The following is a 19,232-nucleotide window of genomic DNA, read 5'->3' on the forward strand; positions in this document are numbered from 1 at the left end:
GTCTCTATTTGTTCTTCTCGCAACCTCTGCATATGTATGCCCTTTTCCGTTCACTTGTTGTCTGATATAATTAATTTCAGTCACTTCTAACACTCCTAATCTACCTCCTGCCAGAATAATGGTCCAACAGGAAGTGTAGTTAATTATTGAGTTGTTAGCAAGTGGCTTTTTCTTTTATGCATAGCCCTATAGGCCATGCATAAAAGAAGTGCCATAACCTACATTTTTAGTTTGCCATAAACAATTAGCTAAGGCTATAGCTGATGGCGTAGATCAGTACTTTAAAATCAACTGATAAAAACAAGGACCAGGAATAAAATTTTCCTGGTCCTTGTTTTATTTCACAAACTTTATTTCAGATTCCGCAATAAACTCCGTATTCATAATACCATCTGTATCTACCGGACGAAGTTCAAGCCATCCTTTAATTAAGGGATATACTGTAATTTCATCACCTTTATTAAATTGATTAACCTTAATCGCATTTTTTGAAGGCCTTGCATACGAATAGACATCGTTTTTTTTAACTATTGCTTTCTTTTTTAAATCTGCCAATATTATCATCCTTTTACTTAGTCAATTTTACATCAAATGAAAGATTATCATGATCTTTAGTAAAATATGCTCTAACTGTATATTTCTTTCCAAATGAACGTACAGGGTCAATTATTATTTCCTTTTTAGGAACTGCTTCTTTCTCTTTATTAGACTGTGTAATTTTATCTATAAAACCTTTAGCTTCATGTATACCTTCTTGTTGTTTTATTTTTAGGTCATTATTTCTTGCTTGTCCCAACCTTCTTCTTTTCGTATATCCATCTATTATTCCTTCTATAAAGACATCCCAAGGTCCAACAGATTTCTCATCTACAACGAAATCGCGGTAATCAACTTTAAAACTGAATTGGCCTGACTCATTTAAAAGATTATTTTTTAATCTTTTTTCTATTCCTGAGCTTCTATGAACAAGAATTAATTCATTTTTTACATTCATATTAATTAAAAGGCTTTGATAAAACTGTCCAGATATTTCAAAATGTGTATCATCTAATACGATATCATCTACAAAAACATCTGAAGTATTTAGATGATTTACAGCATATTCATTATCATAAGCTAAATATTTTCTAGAATATTTAAAGTTTGCATAAATCCACCCGTTTTCAACTCTTGTTACCTGATTTGGACTCACTTTATCCATTTGCTTATGAACCATCAATAACTTTTGCAAATCATTTTCCTGTGCAATTAACACAAAATAATGGAATCGGGACGGTAATAAATTGATCAATTCATCATTTACATGGTTATCAATGAATCTTTTCGTTTCATTTAACCAATCTTTTTTTTGTTCTGTCGTTAACCTATTCGTTAAAAGATAACTTCTTAGTCGGCTTGCATGAAGGAATCTATTTAAGAAAGCTGCAGATAATTCCGTTTTGTATAGGGGACTTAAATCCGACTCTTCTATAGTTTTCATAATATTATTAAACGAATAGTAAAAGTTTTCTGCTGGGAAATATTTTAAACTTAGATTTTCGTCTCCCCTTTTAACGACATAATAGTATTCATAATCAGAAAGAACAGTAATAACTTTAGCATGAACAAAAGACTGCATAACGAATAATTGATCTTCACCTACGACCGCTTCTTTATGAAAACGAATATCATGTTTTCTTATAAAATCAACGTTAAACATTTTATGTGGGGCTAATGAAAAGACTAAATTATGTTCTAAAATCTCAGCTTTTGGTAAATTCCCATATTTAAACATAGATTGCGGGACGTTCCTCCCATTAACCCCTACATATTTTCCAAATATAACATCTGAATTATTTTCTACTGCATTCTTATAAAATCTTTCTAACGTTTCTTCCCCAATAAAGTCATCATTATCTAGAAATAGAATATATTCCCCTTTCGCAGCATTGATCGCATCATTTCTTGGTAGCATTGGACCACCAGAATTTTCAGTTCTATTAATAAGTTTAATATTATTATGGTTTTTCATATACGATTCTACAACCGCTGCACTATTGTCAGTTGAGACATCATTCACGCAAATTACTTCAAACTCGCTACTATCCATTGTTTGATTTATTAAAGAATCTAATGTTACATTTAAATGTCTTTCCGCATTATAGATTGGGATAGCTACAGTAATTTTCAAACCGTTCAACTCCTATAAGCAATTAGTATACTGATCTTTTAATAATCTACATTACATTAACATTTTATAGAAAAAAAATATATGGTCAAATTTTGCCGCATATAATTTGAATATTGTTTCTTCAGTCTTATTTGTTAGAAAGCAACACCCAAATTTACACCAAGTGCAAGAAAAAAACTCTATAATAGTAGAAATTATCCATACTATTATAGAGGATTTGAATTAGTTAAGCTATTGTGTTTCCAGCTCACCAATGTTCAATATTAATTGATCTACAACACGCTTACTTGCCTTACCATCAAGATCGTCAAAGAAATATTCTCTAAAAGGGGCAACTTTTTCAATGGCAAAGTCATTATTTTTTATATGCTCAACCAATTGTTTTGAAGTTTTCACTAATTTTCCAGGAATAAAAGATTGATATTCATAATAAAATCCACGAGTACTGATATACTCTTCTACATCATGGGCAAAGAATAGCATAGGTTTGTCCAATAGTGAAAATTCAAAGCATATGGAAGAATAATCTGTGATTAAAAGATCAGTGATCAATAATAAATCATTTACCTCTCTGTAATCTGTAAAATCATAAAAGAAATCTGCATACTGATAAGGAATAGTAATTTTATTTAAAACAATAAAGTGAAGTTTAAATAGAAAAACATACTCATCTTTTAAATTTTCATAAAGTTCTTGGAAATTCAAAACCTCTATAGGGTAGTGAGCTTCTTTTCTTCCTCTTCCTCTAAATGTAGGGGCGAACAAAATAACCTTTTTCCCTTTCAAAAAGGGATATTGCTCGTATAACTCCGCTCTTTTTTGTTCCTTATATTCCTCATCAAAAAACATATCGGTACGAGGAATTCCTAAAGGATAAATTGTCTCTGGACTGATATCGAATCCTTCTGAGTAATGTGGAATAATATGTTTTGAACTTACAACAGCTTTAGTATAATTACGATGATCTTTAGAATGAACTTTGGGGCCTCCTGGCTGTCCTAAACGGCTATAACCAAACTTTTTAAAAGCTCCTGCTCCATGCCATAGTTGTATTAACTCAGCCTTAGCTCTGATTTTCAGAGGAGAAAACATAGGATAATTTTCTTCTAACAGGATGAATCTAGAAGTCGCCGCAAAATACGCTAGTTTCACAATCTCAGAAAAGCTTTTTTTAACAAAGCTGTTTTCCTTAAACATGAATTTATATTCATAATTTAGCTCACGACTTAGCATTTCATCATATACAAACTTTAGATTACCCCCAATTTCATCGCGGCTATCGGACGCAAATAAAATTCTTTCGTCTTTTACTGGGAATAAATTGAAAAGGTAGTATAATAATATAAAGACTTTCGATCTCAAAATTCTGTATAGAATACCTGGTTTTTCGGTTTTATTCTTGATATCTCCATAAAGCAAACTTGGATTTAAACTCTTTACTTTTATTGACTCGAGCAACATACTCTTCGAATCTAAATCATAGGTTACCATTAAGTTATTCTCTATTTGCAATTTTGCGGAAAAAAACTTTAATTGTGTTGTATGAAAATCATTTTTCAAGAATTTCCGAATATCGCCAAGTGGTATCCTCTCTTCAATTACCACGTGATTATTTTGTAGTATTTCAATTTGTATAAAAGTCTTGTACGAACCTGGTGGCAAGGGTTTGTTATCATGAGCAGTAGACAAGTTAATGCTTCCTTTATACCCTGCCCAAAAATAGATAGATTCTCCAGAGTTTTCACTCACATTTAATTCATTTAAAGGGATATCTTCTAGTATGTAATTAAAAGTGACTGCCTCTTCTTCATCCATTAATTCTTTCTCTAACAGCAAACTTTTTCGAACATTCAAGCTTTTCGTCAAAGGGATTCCCTTGATATAACAGTATCCTTTGAGGTATAAAATAGATTCGTTCCATTTTAGATCAATTATTCTATTTACTGTTTCATTGAACTCATGCTGAATATTTTCTTTAAAGTTTTTATGTGATTTAGATAAGCCAGCTTCTAATTGCATAAACATACTCCTTTTCTATCAAAAAAGTAAAATACATCGGGATCAACACAACCCTATGTAAACGCTTTACAATTTTGCTACTGAAAAATATGTTGTTAAACTTTTTATTATTGGCTCCAATTTTCCTCAATGCTATTTCAGGGCTGCGCTTTCTACATTTATACGATTATATCTTATCTAAGCATGTTTATATGCCTAAGTTCTAGTAAATATACACCTTTTCGCGAAAATTATCAATACTTTTATCCCCCATCAAATAAGCCCATCTATATCCAGATGAGCTCTATTTACGGCATTAGACCATGTATGGAGGCATACGATTGGGAAATAAATTCCCGGGCAGCCTAACTATATGATATTTTCTTCCATTAAATGCTGCACAATCCTCTTCGTATTTTTTCGATCATTAAACTTATTTATTTTTAAATATTTTTCTTGATACTCTTCTTCTAATACATAATCACGCTTGATTGCGTTTTGTACGAACCTTATCAACTCATCTGTTGAATTGGCGATCGGTCCAGGTGCATTTTCTTCATTGACAGGCGGGATTGCTTTATAGTTTGTAATTAAATAATCTTTTTCCTCCCAATAAAAGATCGGGTATGCACCTCTGAAAATAGCGTCATAAATAGCGGAAGAATAATCGGTAATAAAAACTTGTGCTTTTTTTAATGCTTCAGAAGGATTGCTTTCAATGATATCCTTATATTCCGGAATGTTTTCGTATATGAATTGCGAAAACTTATTGTGGGGAACAATGATCAGTCGATCAAGAAGTTCTGCTTTCTTAAATGCTTCCACTACCTTCATAATGGATTTGTAATAAGATGTTTTCTTGATTTCATTGTTATATATTAATGCTTCCTCCCAATATCTATACGTTGGCATATAAGCAATTTTATCAGCATTTTCATCAAGCTTAGCAACATCTAATGTTGCCAATCCCGTTAGAATTAAATCTTGATCACTATAACCCATTTTGTAAAATTCCTTTGCTTCTAATTCTGAACTTATAACGGATTTATGCATATTATATAAATTTTTATCTTTATGAAATCCGTAAGCCATTGGGTTATCTACAGGCTTTGCGAACATAATACCATGTTGCAAAAATATAAGGGGAACAGACATGATTTTACTGCGAATTTCATCAATATATAGGCGGTCATTTAACAAATGGTTAGAGAGTTCACTCGCAATAAAATAATTTGCTCGAAATATATTCAAATAATGCCTAAAGCTGTATTTGGCAATAATGTTTGCTCCATATATTTCCCTCAATTCAGCATATCGATCGGAATGAGCGTTAATAATAAAATAGTTTTCAGATGTCGCTGGATGCTTCTTCATCACTTCTTCAAACACGCGAAATCCCGATTCATCTGCCTTTTCACTTTTCTTTTCAAAATAAAGATTGACATTTTTTCCCTTTGTAGGAAACAATTTCGATGTAAGGTGAGCAAGCTTAATTTTTACCCGGTTTATTAGTTTATACTCTTCAGTAAATGGAACAACGGTTGCTGTTAAGTTCCCACCCAGATTTGTTCTAATGACCATTAATTGATCACCATGCTTTTTAAAAGAAAGCGTGGTGGCCTTTTTATCTCTTTTTCTTCTTCTTAAATTATGAATGGGAATCTCTTCGTTGCCCACCAATAGGTTATTATGGATTCGCCCTTCTACCATTAAGGATTTTACAGGTACTTTAAATAGACCGAACCTTTGCAAATACTTTATTGACTTAAAGGGTCGAAAAAACTTGCCAATTTTTCTATCCGCATTCTGTAAATACAAATTTTCATACCGACCGTGCGCACGATAGGCATAGTGAGTCAAACGCCCGAAAACGTATAAATTCCTTTTAGTCAAGATCACCCTTAAGTTGGATTGATTTCCCGTAACCTTATATGGGTCACCTTTTACTATATAGATCCCTCTATGACTGCTAAAAATATAATAGCGCTTCTTATTTATACTAACAATAGACAATATGTTTTCTTTGTCTCCATCTTTTACCTGATTATGGTTAAGGAGTTTATATCTTCTTCCTTTGGGAAGGGAAGTAAATTTCACTTCTTTTGAAGCATTTTCGCTATTTATCTGAATCGTGTTTTTACTCAGTAACTTTATGTTCATATCTTCATGAGGTTTTACGATTTTTAAAAAGACTTTATCTGCAATAAACTCTTTACGAAACAAATCATATGTAATGACAATGTTGTATTTACTATAACTTATAATGGATACAACGGTGTATCGAAACTCCGTGGTAGTAAATCCCATATCATATTGATAATGAAGCGGATTTTGGTTATTGGTCAGAAAGTCATCAATTATAAATAAACGTTCCCCATTTTGATCGACCATGCCTATTCGTGATGAGCCTATTTGATATATTTGTGCGGAGGCATAAAAGTTTTCAATATGATAGTTATAGTAATTTTCATTCGTGACGTTTGCGGAGATTTCTTCCTCTTCCAGAATACAATAGATTATATTATTATACGCATATAATAAGAAAACAACATTCTCTTTAGGGATATACTTAAGAAACACCTTATCATCTGTTTCTAGGGTTGCTACCTGCTTTGGTTCATTCAATTGAAGAGACGCAAAGTGAATTTTATGCATTTTATTATCTATTTTTGAGTACAATTCTATTGAATCAGGATGGCTCTCAATCACTTCAAATGCGGAATCATACATTTCCATTTAATCTACACTCCATTTTTTCGTTAGCATCAAAATTTTACAAAATTGTTTATTTACCATTATATTTTGATCATCCCCGCAACATTATACTTCTGATTTGAAGATACCTTTAAACGGGCGGTTATTAGATGATTTGTCTCGACTATAGCAAAATTTCATTTATTACCCTTTTACTTGCCTGGCCATCTTCTAAGGAACAAAATCTCTCATTGAATTCCATTGTTACCTTTGAAGGTGTATAACCATTTTCTTCTATCAATTTAATTTCTTTCATTAAGTCATCAGTATTTTTAACAAGCGGACCTGGAGCTTTGTTTTCAAAGTCAAAGTAAAATCCTCTTAATTTATCCCTATATTCTTCTAAATCATACACATAAAACAACATCGGACGTTTAAGATTTGCATAATCAAAAAAAACAGATGAATAATCTGTAATCAACATATCTGAAATCACATAAAGTTCTCTTATATCCTCATGATTAGATAAGTCGATGACAAAGTCCTCATTCCCAGATAAGTCCAGATTTTCAGAAACAAGATAATGTAATCTTAGAATTAAGATATATTGGTCTCCCAAACGCTCTTTCATTTTTTCCAGATCTAAATGAAGGTTAAATTTATACTTTCCTTTTGAATAAAATTGATCATCCCTCCATGTAGGAGCATATAAAATCACTTTTTTATTAAAAGGGATGCCTTCTCTCTTTTTAATTGCTAGAATTGTTTCTTCATTATTATGATTCATTAAAAAGTCATTTCTCGGATACCCTGATTCAACAATTGTTTTGTGATAATCAAAAGCTCTAGTAAATATTTTAGTTGAGTATTCGTTAGGTGATATGAGAAAATCCCATTTCGCTGCTTCACGAGTAAAATTCTGTTTATATTTCTCTGTATTGGTTCCCGGCATATGTACCTCTTCTATATCCGCACCTAGCCTTTTTAGAGGCGTTCCATGCCATGTTTGAACATATATCGTATTTCTTGGTTTTGGAATCCATAATGGTAGCCTGCTGTTCACGATCCAATATCGAGCTCTAGCCATTTTCATTAACCACTGAAACGAGAAGCGCTGTAAACATTTTATATTGCGCATATTTCTAAATTGTTCCATATATCTCTTGTCAATACTCCAGTACATTTCATATTCAGAATGATGCTCTTCCAGGTACTCATATATCGCCCTTGGGTTATCACTATATTGTTTCCCATGGAAACTTTCAAAAATAATAAGATCCTTGTTGGGGGGGAGTTGTCCAATTAGTTTAAAAACCATTTTATATAGAAACAGCATAAATTGACTGCGAGAAATTTTACTCCACAACGACGCCACTGTATCTCTTCCTCCTCTTTTTTCCCATAAATTCAGCCGATTTCTTCTTCTCAAAACCAGCATTTAGTCGTTTTTCATCCGTTTATGCTAACGAATAAAAATATAGCTATCGAACAGGCATTAAAAGAAAACACCTCTAGGCTTGGCATCGTTAATCAACTGGAAAAAAGCTACCAAATTGGAGAGGTGTTTGATACAATAATAACGAAAAACAACAAAAATCGGCAACGGCCAAAGGAAATAGGCAATATGAAAGTATTTTTCGATTACAAACATTACAATTGTGTTGATTTAGGAATCAATTCTTTGAATTGTATATTAAAGAACGGGATTATTTAAATAAGCCATAAAAAATATGCAATTTTACCTTTGACGAATGTAACTGTTATTTGTATCATTATCATCACTAAAGCAATTATGTAAACATTAAGAGATCCACATACTTCTCTATTTTTTATAACAATGAATTTTGATGTGACACCACGGAAAAGGTATACTAATGACAAACTTCTTACGGAGGTTCCCAAATTGAAAAAAGCAATAACCTATGGAACATTCGATCTTCTCCATACAGGTCATATTAATATTTTGCGACGAGCGAAAGAGTATGGGGATTATTTGATTGTGGCCATTTCAACGGATGAGTTTAATGCGATTAAAGGTAAGAAGGCGTATTATTCCTATGAACAGCGTAAAGCCATTTTGGAAGCTGTCCGTTATGTGGATGAGGTAATCCCGGAGTATTCCTGGGATCAGAAAATAGATGATGTGAAGAAGTATGATGTTGATGTGTTTGTCATGGGGGATGATTGGCAAGGTAAGTTTGACTTTTTAAAAGAATATTGTAAAGTGGTTTATTTGCCAAGAACGGTTGGTATTTCCACAACAAAAATAAAAGAGGATTTGAATCAAACGAATAATGGTTAGAGAATTAGCAATTACTTTATATTTATGGGTCTTTCAGATTGTTTTCTCCCTTTTCAAGTTGTACCCTTTGAAAAAACAAGCAACCTTTGTCGCTTCGTTTGGAGATAACGTTCTGTATACGGCGAGTGCCTTAGAAAAATTACATCCAGATGTCCCGATTGTCATTTTGAAAACAAGTTCCTGTAAATTGGATTTTGCAGGTTATCCTGATTGGATTATATTAAATTTTGAACTTACATCCCCTATCCATTGGTTGCGGTCGGTCTTTCACTTAGCGACATCGTCTCATATATTCGTGGATAACTATTTTGGCTTTTTAGCGGCTGCACCCTTTCGAAAAGAAGTAGCTCGTGTTCAATTATGGCATGCGGCTGGAGCGGTGAAAAAATTCGGGTTAAAGGATCCCTCTATTTACTACCGTACCCCTCGAGCTCAAGCCCGGTTTCAAAAAGTATATCAGCAACAGACTCATGTCGTTGTTGGTAGTGAGAAAATGAGTAAGATTTTCCAACAGAGCTTTGGGATACCTGCTGAACAGATTTTGCGAACAGGAATCCCGAGAACGGATTTCTTTTTTGATGAATTAACTCAGCAAATTGTTGAATCAGAGATAGCTTATCATTATCCCGTTATCCGGGAAAAACATGTGATTTTGTATGCCCCCACTTTTCGTGATGATCAAATGCATGTTTCTAAACTAGCCCTTGACCTTGAAAAAATGTATCAAGCGTTTAACGAAGATTATGTACTGTTTTTGAGATTACATCCTGCAATTCAAGCGGATTGGACAAATCCCTATCCTGATTTTATCTATGATGTGTCTCATTTTCCTGATGTTAATCATTTATTGATGGTTACGGATATATTAATTTCAGATTACTCTTCGATTCCATTTGAATTTTCCTTATTACAAAAGCCGATGATCTTTTTCGCCTATGATTTAGAAGAATATAGCCGCACCCGTGGATTTTGGGAAAATTATGAGAACCTTGTTCCTGGACCGATTGTACAAACAACAGAAGAATTGATCGAAAGCATTCAAAACCAAGACTTTCATTTACAACAAATCGAAGAGTTTGCCCAGGATTGGAATGAGTATTCAAAAGGAAAATCGAGCGAGCAATTAGTACATGCCTTATTCTCACCTTCCGAACAAAATTCACCTTCCAGTTCTTTGGAGGGATAGCGAAAGGAGTCCAATATTGACTCCTTTTTTTATTGTATGAATCCCCAAGTCTTTTTCTCTAGTTACTTTTTTTACACGGTTTTACATGATTTGTCATCAAAATGTATTTTACCTAATCAGACTTTCATAGTATTATAGTTTGTAGTATATTTATTTTTCGTAAGCGCATTGTAAGAGGTAAGAGAAATTTTTAAAAAAAAGGAGTCTAATCCTTATGGGAAGACAACAAATAAAAGTGTCCAATAAGAAAATACGTAATAGACGCATTTTTTGGTTTTTGATTTTTCCGATTTTACTGGTAGCGGCTGGAGCTATTAGCTACGGAGTGCATATATATACAAAAGCAGAAGATATGATGGCTAATTCTTATCAAGATGATCGTGATGGAAAATCAGATTTACGTGATAAGAAAGTGGATCCTAAAATTGATAACGTGTCGATCTTATTTATCGGGATTGATGAAAGTGCAAAACGTAGTCAAGGAGAGAATACACGTTCAGATGCCCTGTTACTGGCAACCCTGAATGAAAAACAAAAGTCTGTGAACCTTTTATCCATTCCTCGTGATACGTATGCGTATATCGACGAGGTTGGGTATTCAACAAAAATTAACCATGCTCATAAATTTGGCGGGCCAAAGGCAACGATTGAAACGGTTGAGAATCTTTTGGATATTCCCGTCGATTATTATGTGCGTGTTGATTTTGAAGCATTCATGGAGATTATCGATGCCCTCGGTGGCGTGGAGATTGATGTACCATTTGCCTTTTCTGAACAAGATTCCAAGGATCGTGCTAATGCGATCTCATTGGAAGCTGGATTGCAGACACTGGATGGCGAAGAAGCTTTAGCCTTTGCTAGAACGAGAAAAATGGATAATGATATTGAACGTGGAAAAAGACAACAAGAAGTGATTAAAGCCATCGCCAAGAAGGCTGCATCAGGTACGGCAATTCCGAAATTTGGTCAGATCATTGATGCCATTGGAAACAATATGAAAACAAATATGACTTTTGATGAAATTAAAGCTTTTGCTGACTATGGAATTTCAGGAAATTTATCGATTAATACGATGACCCTTGATGGTTATGATGCCTATATTCCGAACAGTGCTGGTAATAATGTTTATTACTGGCAGCTTGATGAAGAAGCACTAACCGAAACCACCCTTGCCTTAAGACAACATCTAGGCTTAGAACCAGCAACCGACGTTACGAATAATGTTGCTGAACCTGCTCCTAATGAAGAATAACCAAGTCCTCCCCCACTTGCAAAAATGTGCAAGTGGGGGTTTTTAAATTGCTTTTTTGCTGTTAATGGCACGGCTCGAATTTTGTTTAATTTCCTGTGTATAAATAGCGTAAACCCTTTCTATTTTCCCTCTTTTTAGTATAATGAAGATAGAACTACACCTCGATTTATCCTCATTAAACTCTACAAAGGAAGTGTCACTATGCCTCTAGCACAGTTGGTTAGAGAAAGCCCTCCTGACTATATCCGGCACGATCAGCTATTCAAAGAATTGATTCATACGTTTTTCGAAGAATTCTTGGAGGCGTTTTTTCCTGAAGTCCATCCATTTGTTGATTTTCATGATCTAACGCCTTTATCAGAAGAAGTTTTTACCGATTTAATTGAAGGAGAAACGCGGAGGCTGGATATTGTCATCGAAACTACACTAAAAGGTACAAAATCAGTCATTGTCATCCATGTTGAACCGCAGAGCTCTCAGCAAACCTATTTTCATAAGCGCATGTATCAATACTTCAGTCTTCTGTATAACAAGTATAGGAAGCCGATTATTCCCATCGCTGTTTTTAGTTACGAGGAAAACTGGGAGAAGAATCAGTATACCATTGCCTTCCCTTTCTTTCATGTACTGACTTTTAATTATTTGACACTTCATCTGCGAAAACAAAATTGGCGAGCTTATATCGACTCAAACAATCCTGCAGCTGCAGCGCTTTTGAGTAAAATGGGATATACTGAAAAAGAAAAGGTTCAAGTTAAGAAAAGCGCAAGCGCCCGTTTAGCGACGTACAAACTTTTTAGGGGCCTGACGAGATAAAGGAAACACAGTGAGCCTGAAAGGCGAGCTGATGTTGACTTATCGTAGGAAGGCACCGAAAGTTTGCTAGTCGCTGGGCGCTGGAGCTGGACCTGACATTAGCCAAAATTTCTTTCCTATCCTTCAAAAAGGAATTCCTCAGAATGCTTGTGAAAATGGAGCTGGATCCGGCCAGACAAAGATTGGTCTATGGATTTTTCGAACGCTATTTAACACTAGACGAAGAGGAGGAGAAACAATTGATGAACGAAATCAATTATATGGACGAAGCAGAAAGAATCAAAATTATGGAAATCCCCATTTCTTATGAAGAGAAAGGGATCGAGAAAGGGAAAGAGATCGGAGAAAAAAGTGGCAAGCGAAAAGTTGCTGTAGAGATGCTAAAAGAAGGGTTATCCAGCGAATTGATTGTTAAAGTAACGAAATTGAAAAAAGAGGAAATTGAAGAATTGAAAAAGAAGTTATAATTTTTATACGGGCCCTAGGCGGATCTTTTGCCGTGTTTAAAATGCAGAAGCAAAGGGAAAGGGGTTTTTGCTCCCTTTCCCTTTTGAAAGTCGTTTTAACTAAGAGTCTAATTCTTTGTTTACTTTTTCCGTTACCTCGTCTAAAAGTTCTTGTGGGGTGCCCTTTCCACGGGTTGCTTTTTCAACAGCATCTGATAATTCATTCCAATAAAGCGAACCTTCTTTAATCACCGGTCGATGATGAGCAACTGGTAACATCTCGATAAATTTTCCGAAGATAGGATCATCCTTATAGCCGATTTCTTCGTTAACGGAATCAATTGTTGCAAAAGCTCCACTTAATTCACTAAATATTTTTTGTCCTTCTTCACTTGCAAAAAATTTCATAAATTCAAAGCCAGCTTCTTTATTTTTGGCCCCTTTCGGCATAACAGCTGACCACCCCCCTGACCAAGTCGTGTGGTCTTGTCCAGATGGTGTGGGGATAGGGAAAACATCAAAATTTAAATCAGGTTTATATTTCTTTATATTTAATACATCACCAGGATTACTAACTTTCATGCTTATTTGCCCGGTAATAAAAGGGTCCATCGCGGCAGAACCTTGGGAATCTGTAAATCCTGCAATATCTTCCACATTATATTTTTTGGCAAAATCCACTTCCCATTGAAGTGCTTCTACAACCTTTGGATCGTTCGCTGTGACTTTTTTGGTTTCCTCATCATAGAAGTCACCACCAAAGGACCAACCCCAAGTATATAACCAACCTTGCGCATACCATGGAATAAATCCGACTCTTTCAAACTTATTCCCCTTCTTTATTGTTAGTTTTTCCGCCGCCTCTTCTAATTCCGCAATGGTTTTAGGTGGATCATTGGGGTCGAGGCCAACCTCCTTAAACTGATCAATGTTGAAATACACTAAGCGGGCATCCGTGGTGATTGGTAATCCATAAAGTTTGTCATCGTAATTCGCCTCATCCCAAGCAAAAGGATAAAATTTGTCCTTTGTGACCCCTTCCTTTTCCGCCATTTCGGTTAACTCTTCAAGTGAACCTTGATTCGCCCATGAACCAATTTCAAAACGGTCAAAGTAAGCCACGTCTGGGGGATTTCCACCGGCAATGGCTGCTAGTAGCTTTTCATTCTGTCCTTCTCCTTGGTTCGCCACATAGGTCGCATCAATTTTGATTTCCGGATGATTTTTTTCAAATGCCTCAATCACTGCATTGATTGCCGTAAGCCCTTCATTCGTAAGCGGATGCCAAAGTTTCACCGTCGTCCTTTTATCCTCGGTTCCATTTCCACTAGAGTCCTTTGAAGAACAACCCGATAAAACTAGCGATACTAAGAGTAGACTAAACACAAAGAACATTCCAAATCTACTTTTCATTCTTCATCACCTCCAAAAATTTTCCAACATTTAAGAAGTAAATCCATATTACCGTCTATTCACATATCGACTTGTAGGTAGCCTTTCCCGTATCACCTGCCCTTCTTAGAAATTGACAGGGTATGGCTTTTAGCCGTTATAGACTAAAAACTATCCTTTAATCCCACTAAACGTAATCCCATTAATAAACGTTTTTTGTAAGAAGAAGAAAAGAATAATAACAGGTAAAGTCATCATGGTCGCAACAGCCATCATCATGCCCCATTCAGAACCTTGCTGGTTTTGGAATTGTTGTAACCCAAGCGATAAAGTATAGGCAGATTCATCAGTTAGATAAAGAAGTGGGCCAAGGAAATCCGTCCAACTTGCCATGAATTGGAATAATCCGACTGCTAAGACTGCTGGTTTCGCTAGCGGTAACATAATTTGCCAATAGATTCGAAATTCACTAGCCCCATCGATCCTCGCAGCATCAATTAAACTTGCCGGTAATCCCATAAAAAATTGTCTTAACAAAAAGATATAAAGCGGCATCCCGAAAAAGGAAGGAACAATCAGTGGTAAAGGAGTTCCGACCCATCCTAGTTTATTAAACAGCAAAAACAATGGAATCATCGTCACTTGCGCCGGAATCATCATCACTGCGATTGTAATCACAAAAAGTACATTTCTCCCCCGCCACTGTAATTTTGCAAAACTATAAGCGATCAGTGGACAAGATAAAACAACTCCAAGAGTACTGAATAAAGTGATGACAGCCGTATTTTTTAAATACGTGAAAAAGGGAATATGTTCCATCGCATTAATATAATTACTCCACTCAAATGGTCTTGGAATCCATTCAGGTGGAAAGGTGAATATTTGCGTTAGCGGTTTCAAAGAAGTTGAAATGAGCCATAAAAACGGAATAATAAAGAATAATGAAGCGGCTATTAATAATATGTGAGTGATGACTTTACTCGCTCGAATTTGCATATGAACCCTCCTACTCCCCTTGATAATGGACCCATCGTTTTGACGTCAGAAAGATAATCCCGGTTAAAACCATAATAATCACAAAGAGAATCCAAGCCATTGCCGAGGCGTAGCCCATTTTAAAATATTTAAAACCATTGTCATAAAGGTACATAACATAAAAGGTTAAAGAATTGGCCGGAGATCCTTTTCCTTGTGTTAACGTATATGGTAAAGTAAATTGTTGAAAAGCCCCGATTACCCCCATCACTAAGTTGTAAAAAATCACAGGCGATAATAAAGGTAATGTAATGTTTAATGTCTTTTGAAACCAATTCGCTCCGTCCACGTTAGCAGCATCATAGTAATCTTGCGAGATATCGGCAAGACCCGCCAAATAAATCACAACAGCCTGTCCGATTCCCCATAAAGACATAAAAATCAAAGATGGTTTTGACCACACTTCACTTCCTAACCAAGAAGGCCCTTCAATCCCGATTGAACTAAGGAAGCCATTGACTAAACCAAATCCAGGGTTTAACAACCACATCCATAGAACCGCTAATGCAACCTGCGGGACCAAGGTTGGCAGGAAGAAAATTGTCCGATAGATCGCCATGCCTTTTACCTTTACGTTTAACATCATTGCTAAGCTAACACCGAACAGGATACTTAATGGTACAAATAAAACAGCAAAATATACGGTGTTATAGATTGATTTCCAAAAGAGACCATCGTGCATTAAATCCTTATAATTTTGCAATCCAACAAAGTCTCCCGGCTGTAAAATACTGTATGTTGTAAAACTAAAATAAATCGAAGCAAACAACGGAAAAGCAAAAAATAATATTAAGCCAATTATCCAGGGTGAAGCAAATAACCAGCCATGCCATTCAATATTTCGTTCATAACTAGAACGTTTTTTCGGTTTGTTTACCCTTGCGGTGGTGGCTCTTTTTTTAACGGTTGATTCCATTTTCTTGTCCCCTCTCATTTGGAGATTAGAATTTTGGGAAAGAAGTGAGCGCCTCTTTCCCCCTTTTAAAAGTCGCCTACATTAAGAGTCCAATGCTTTGTTTACCTTTTCCGTAACCTTATCTAACAGCTCTTTTGGTGTTCCCTTTCCTCGAGTTGCATTTTCAACAGCATCTGATAATTCATTCCAATAAAGTGAACCTTCTTTGATCACAGGTCGATGATGAGCATTTGGTAGTATTTTGACAAATTCACCTAAAATCGGATCATCTTTATAACCCAGTTCTTCGTTAACTGAATCGATTGCTGCAAAATCCCCGATAATTTCACTAAATATCTTTTGTCCTTCTTCACTTGCGAAGAATTCCATAAATTCAAAACCTGCTTCTTTATTTTTAGCCCCTTTTGGCATAACGACAGACCAGCCCCCTGACCAGGTTGTATGATCTTCCCCAGTTGGAGTAGGCACAGGGAACACACCATAGTTCAAATCAGGTTTGAATTTTTTAATATTCGGAACATCGAAGGGTCCACTTACTTTCATACTTATTTGTCCCGTGATAAAAGGGTCCATTGCTTCGGAACCTTGGGAATCTGTAAAACCAGCAATGTCTTCTACATCATATTTTTTAGCAAAATCAGCTTCCCACTGAAGTGCTTCTACAACTTTCGGGTCATTGGCTGTCACTTTACCGGTTTCTTCATCATAGAAGTCACCACCGAATGACCATCCCCAAGTATATAGCCAGCCTTGACCATACCAGGGAATAAAACCAATTCTTTCAAATCTATTTCCTTTTTTAATCGTCAGTTTCTCTGCGGCTTCTTCTAATTCTGTAATGGTCTTTGGAGGATTGTCTGGATCCAGTCCAACTTCTTCAAATTGGTCGATATTAAAAAAGACTAATCGTGAATCCGTTGTAATTGGTAAACCATAGAGTTTACCATCGTAAGAAGCTTCATCCCATGCAAATGGATAAAAGTTTTCTCGATTAATTCCAGCTTCCTCTGCCATACTAGACAAATCTTCTAATGACCCTTGGGCCGCCCATGATCCAATTTCAAATCGATCAAAATAGGCAACATCTGGTGCATTTCCCCCAGCAACAGCGGCTAATAATTTCTCGTTTTGCCCTTCCCCCTGGTTTGCAACATAGGTGGCATCAATCTTAATGTCAGGGTGACTCTCTTCAAAGGCCTTAATCACTGCGTTCATTGCATCAAGCCCTTTATTGGTTTGAGAATGCCAAAATTTAACCGTGGTCACTCCGTCTTTTTCCCCTTTACTATCTGTTTCCTTTGATGAACAAGCAGTCAAAAATAACGAGAGTAATAGAATACTAAACAAAATAATCATGCCAAATTTATTTTTCATTTCCCTTCACCTCCGGATATTTTTAACAATTCTATACAGGGTACCACTTACATGTAACGCTTACACAACCTTCATAACAACAGTCCCTGTTAGTAAGTATATGTTATATTAACATATAACAACATGTCAACTAGTAATATAAAAAAAGAGAAGAAAGTATCATACTTCTCTAGTCGATAGCCCCTCTATTAATTCAAACTGAACGAGTTCTTTTTCTGTATGATTTTTTCCCTTCATTTTCTCATGTAATAACAGAACCGTCTTCTTCGCGATCCCCACCTCGTCCTGGAGAATATGTGTAAATGGAAATGGACCAATATTCATCTTGGGCGAATCAAAGCAAACAACAGAATAATCTTTGGGAACCTCCTTCCCTATTGTGTGGATAACGTGTTGAAGAACAATCGCTAATGAGTAGCGGCAAGAGACAAATCCAGTAATGGTTGGGTTTTCCAGCAAGAATTGTTGGATTTTTTTAAGCTCTTCTTCAAATGCGGCCCCCTGTTCCTTGAAAACTAAATAATCTGTAACACTGCTCGTTAATATAATTTCTGGATTATACGGATACTGCTGCTGATGAAAAGCTTGCTGGTAACCCGTTAAGCGATCTGCCAATACTGTTGTCCCATCATCTGGAGGAGTAATATAGGCAACTTCCCTATGTCCCAGAGAGAACAAATAATTTGTCGCTACGGTAGACGCGCGAATATTATCTGTTAAAACCGCACTTGCTTGAATTCCCCGTAGATACCGATCGATGAGGACAAGAGGAAACTTTCTTAATACTAGCTCCAATATTTTCATGTTGTAATGTTCACCATGAACAGGCAGAATAATCAAGCCATCTACTCCGATATCCAAAAGTTCCTCTATCGCCTTTTCTTCTTCTACTACATTTTCTAATGACAATTTAAGGTATAATAATCCGCCGAGCTTCGTAATTTCTTTCTCAATTTGTTTCACTAACGTCACACCAAAGCTTTCTGAGAAGTCGGAAATAATCAGCCCGACAGTAAAAATATCCTTCCTAAGCTGGGAATTTGCTTCTAACGTTACAGAAGAGTTACTTGCTGCCCCCTTCGTAACAAATGAGCCTTTCCCCTGAATACGCTTAATCCGTTTTTCTTGGGAAAGTAAATCCAAAGCTTTTTTAGAAGTAATTCTGCTTACGTTAAATTGATCTGCCAATTCCTTTTCTGAAGGAATTTTATCTCCATATTTCCATTCCCCTTCATTAATTTTGTTAAGAATACTTTCATAAATCTCTCTGTACAATGGCTTGTTCACACATTTCACCCTTTAGTCTTAGATTATTTATCCTGCATTATAAATGAATTTAACATAAATTTTTCTCTTCTCATGAAAAAACAGAAAAAACGATTATAAATTTTATAACTCTCAACTTGATATAACAACCACATCAACTTTAAAACATGTATTAAGGCAACCCTAGCACGCCCGAATTTAATTCACAGAACAAAATCGCTAGCGCGACTAAACCACGTCCCAAGTGAAGATTATTCACTTGGGATATTCCTCGCTTGTCGCATGGTGCCATCACAAAAAGGACAGACTACCTCCACTTCTTCATTTTCTTCCAAATCATAGTGAAATTCCCCCACTATATATTCAGGGACCTCATCTTCCTTAC

14 protein-coding genes and 1 pseudogene are annotated in these 19,232 nt (G+C 35.6%); 5 read left to right on the top strand and 10 right to left on the bottom strand.

Translation table 11 applies throughout. From position 1 onward, the window contains the following. Positions 1–336: 336 nt before the first annotated feature. The 5 genes and pseudogenes from ACPYKA_RS08615 to ACPYKA_RS08635 form a co-directional block, all read right to left on the bottom strand. Complete coding sequence (locus ACPYKA_RS08615; protein ID WP_412932521.1) at positions 337–555, bottom strand: hypothetical protein; 219 nt, start codon at positions 553–555, stop codon at positions 337–339. Between the two features lie 13 nt (positions 556–568). Further along, complete coding sequence (locus tag ACPYKA_RS08620; protein ID WP_412932519.1) at positions 569–2,170, bottom strand: glycosyltransferase; 1,602 nt, start codon at positions 2,168–2,170, stop codon at positions 569–571. A 231-nt stretch (positions 2,171–2,401) separates the two neighbouring features. Next, positions 2,402–4,189, bottom strand: a complete 1,788-nt coding sequence (locus tag ACPYKA_RS08625; RefSeq protein WP_479541914.1) for a CDP-glycerol glycerophosphotransferase family protein — start codon at positions 4,187–4,189, stop codon at positions 2,402–2,404. 348 nt (positions 4,190–4,537) lie between these two features. Continuing rightward, positions 4,538–6,904 (bottom strand): CDP-glycerol glycerophosphotransferase family protein, encoded by a 2,367-nt coding sequence (locus ACPYKA_RS08630; RefSeq protein WP_479541915.1) that lies wholly within the window; start codon positions 6,902–6,904, stop codon positions 4,538–4,540. A 142-nt stretch (positions 6,905–7,046) separates the two neighbouring features. Further along, positions 7,047–8,255 (bottom strand): annotated as a pseudogene (locus tag ACPYKA_RS08635) (CDP-glycerol glycerophosphotransferase family protein); the annotation flags it as partial. Positions 8,256–8,765: 510 nt separating this feature from the next. Between ACPYKA_RS08635 and tagD the strand changes: the two are divergent. The 5 genes from tagD to ACPYKA_RS08660 all read left to right on the top strand — a co-directional run bounded on the left by tagD (position 8,766) and on the right by ACPYKA_RS08660 (position 12,885). After that, positions 8,766–9,164 (top strand): glycerol-3-phosphate cytidylyltransferase, encoded by a 399-nt coding sequence (gene tagD / locus ACPYKA_RS08640; protein ID WP_412932513.1) that lies wholly within the window; start codon positions 8,766–8,768, stop codon positions 9,162–9,164. A gap of 67 nt (positions 9,165–9,231) precedes the next feature. Next, entirely contained in the window at positions 9,232–10,350 is a 1,119-nt protein-coding gene (locus ACPYKA_RS08645) for a CDP-glycerol glycerophosphotransferase family protein (RefSeq protein WP_412932511.1), read from the top strand. A 214-nt stretch (positions 10,351–10,564) separates the two neighbouring features. Further along, complete coding sequence (locus tag ACPYKA_RS08650; RefSeq protein ID WP_212966024.1) at positions 10,565–11,602, top strand: LCP family protein; 1,038 nt, start codon at positions 10,565–10,567, stop codon at positions 11,600–11,602. A 201-nt stretch (positions 11,603–11,803) separates the two neighbouring features. Then, positions 11,804–12,418: an RpnC/YadD family protein gene (locus ACPYKA_RS08655; RefSeq protein WP_212966023.1), complete on the top strand. Its 615-nt coding sequence runs from the start codon at positions 11,804–11,806 to the stop codon at positions 12,416–12,418. Between the two features lie 143 nt (positions 12,419–12,561). Continuing rightward, a complete protein-coding gene (locus tag ACPYKA_RS08660; RefSeq protein WP_212966022.1) occupies positions 12,562–12,885 on the top strand; it encodes a hypothetical protein in 324 nt (107 codons plus the stop codon). Positions 12,886–12,984: 99 nt separating this feature from the next. Here ACPYKA_RS08660 and ACPYKA_RS08665 read toward each other — a convergent pair whose 3' ends face one another. The 5 genes from ACPYKA_RS08665 to ACPYKA_RS08685 form a co-directional block, all read right to left on the bottom strand. Then, on the bottom strand, positions 12,985–14,277 hold the full coding sequence (locus ACPYKA_RS08665; RefSeq protein ID WP_412932507.1) for an ABC transporter substrate-binding protein: 1,293 nt from the start codon (positions 14,275–14,277) through the stop codon (positions 12,985–12,987). 150 nt (positions 14,278–14,427) lie between these two features. Beyond that, a complete protein-coding gene (locus ACPYKA_RS08670) occupies positions 14,428–15,252 on the bottom strand; it encodes a carbohydrate ABC transporter permease (RefSeq protein ID WP_158320758.1) in 825 nt (274 codons plus the stop codon). A gap of 10 nt (positions 15,253–15,262) precedes the next feature. After that, the gene (locus tag ACPYKA_RS08675) at positions 15,263–16,207 is read right to left on the bottom strand and encodes a carbohydrate ABC transporter permease (RefSeq protein WP_158320757.1); all 945 of its coding nucleotides are present in this window, start codon (positions 16,205–16,207) and stop codon (positions 15,263–15,265) included. Between the two features lie 81 nt (positions 16,208–16,288). After that, the gene (locus tag ACPYKA_RS08680; protein ID WP_479541916.1) at positions 16,289–17,581 is read right to left on the bottom strand and encodes an ABC transporter substrate-binding protein; all 1,293 of its coding nucleotides are present in this window, start codon (positions 17,579–17,581) and stop codon (positions 16,289–16,291) included. A gap of 159 nt (positions 17,582–17,740) precedes the next feature. Next, positions 17,741–18,868: a GntR family transcriptional regulator gene (locus ACPYKA_RS08685; RefSeq protein WP_212966019.1), complete on the bottom strand. Its 1,128-nt coding sequence runs from the start codon at positions 18,866–18,868 to the stop codon at positions 17,741–17,743. Positions 18,869–19,232 lie beyond the last annotated feature (364 nt).

The organism is Pseudogracilibacillus amylolyticus (SeqCode) (assembly GCF_051918545.1).
In the GTDB taxonomy this organism is placed as follows: Bacteria; Bacillota; Bacilli; order Bacillales; family Amphibacillaceae; genus Pseudogracilibacillus.